At 62.9% G+C, this 1844-nt stretch carries 1 protein-coding gene; it reads right to left on the reverse strand.

All coding sequences use genetic code 11. The features are described from left to right. Window positions 1-122: 122 nt before the first annotated feature. On the reverse strand, window positions 123-1439 hold the full coding sequence (locus DB30_RS40725) for a hypothetical protein (protein ID WP_165704189.1): 1317 nt from the start codon (window positions 1437-1439) through the stop codon (window positions 123-125). Between the last annotated feature and the right edge of the window lie 405 nt (window positions 1440-1844).

Consider the following 1844-nt stretch of genomic DNA (forward strand, 5'->3'; position numbering starts at 1 on the left):
GCCAGCACGACGCTGAGCATCAGCATGGGCTTGGTTCTCATTGAAGCTCATCCTACCAGACCGCCGACCGCTCGTCCGAGGAACGAGCGGTCGGGGGCAGCCGTGCACTTGTTCGTTCCCGTCTAGTTCCAGGTCGTTCGCGGGACGGTGATGGTCCAGCTGTTTGCGTCGGCGTCAACATGCTCGATGACGAAGCTATCGAGCATCCAGCTGTCGCCGTGTTGGTGAGCCGTGATCGGGGACGCGTTTCGGCCCCAGCGCAAGTCGGCAACAATCCCTCCGCCGACCCCGCTGATGACGAAGTGCGCGTCGCCAGCCTCGACTGCGAAGACTTGACTGCCGGCGCGGTCGGTCCGGATCGTGCCGAGGCCAACCTGGTACAGCCGGATCGCCGACCGCTCGATCGGGACGACGGACGTCCCGTTGGTCAGCTCGACAGGGCCGTCAGCAAACAGCTCGAGCTCCTCGAGGGTCCAGTAGCCCGTGGGTCCGTCCGTCGTGATCTCCAGCCGCGAGCACCAGGGGTCGACGCACGCGCTCGCCTGGGACTGGAAACTACCTGTCCCGGAGACCCGCCCCCCAAGCACCTCGGGTCCCATGATCGAGCCGCTCGACGACTCGCCCAGGTGCAAGATCTGGTTGATGCCAGGGGACGTTGGCACGATGCTCTCAAAGATCTCCGTGTTGTTGACGTCGTTGTCGTAGCAGCTGAGGTAGGTGTCCGGATCGTCCGGGAGCGAGGCCGAGCCGACCTCTGCGTGGTCGACGGTGATCCTGAAGTTGTTCAGCCCCGGCCAGTTCCCATTCTTGCCGTCGTTGACGAGCCAGGAGGCGGGGTCGAGTATGCCGGGCACGTCAGTCGGATTGTTCAGCGCCAGGTAGCACTCCTGCTGGTTTTCGGCGAGCCAGTTTTGCAGCTTCTGGGCCTGGTTTTCGCCCACCGGGAACGCACCTGCATCGATCAGGTTTTGAATCCGGGTAGGGATCGACCGACAGATCTGCTCAATCAAGTCGGAGCCACAGTGGGTCACGACCGTGTCCTGGTCGACTGGTTGTTCGGCGTCGCAGCAGGCGACGACCGCCGACAGCTCGTAGGGCTCGGCGAACGGGCCGAATTCATGGACCTCGTCGCACCACGACGGATCACCGATGGTCTGTCCGCAGTCACCCAGCAGGGTGTTGAACGAGATTGATGCCGAGAATTCGCCAGCACACTGGTAGACGGTCCGCGGGTAGCCGTCGCCGCTCAGCGTGCAGGGAGGGGGCGGGAGCTGTTCGTCTCCGTCTTCGCCCGTGTCCCCGAGCGAATCCTTGCATTCATCGGCGTCGACGAGGAACTCACAGATGGGGTTCAGTTCTTCCTCCTTGGCGCAGCCGCCGAGCAGCGCGAGGACGGAGAGGACCTGTGCCGCCATGATGGATTGGTGATATCGGAACATGGCGGGGCTCAGTGCACGGCGCATGCCACCGTTCCGCCATTTACTTGTTCCCGCGTATCGTGCCTCGAAGCACGAACTAATGGGTTTCTTCGAGAGCCGCGAGTCATCGAGCTGCTGCAACTGACGAGAAAATCGTCAGCAACATCGATGCCCACGTGACCGAAATTCGACCGTGTTGCACCCCGGTGGTCTCACGGTGGGTTCTCGCGGCCCTGACGAAAAACTCGTCAGCGTGACGATTTTTTCGTCGCCACGCGACGCGCCCACGAGTTCGCCCAAGAACACCGCCTTCACGGGATCACTCGCTCCGTTTTCGCGGCGAAGCCACCGGTTGCAACACGACGGCCCGGCAACCAGGGCTCCGAGGGTCCCTCGGAGCGAAAATTCACGGCGTATTAGACCCAA

The sequence above is a fragment of the Enhygromyxa salina genome (assembly GCF_000737335.2).
Classification (GTDB): domain Bacteria; phylum Myxococcota_A; class Polyangia; order Nannocystales; family Nannocystaceae; genus Plesiocystis; species Plesiocystis salina_C.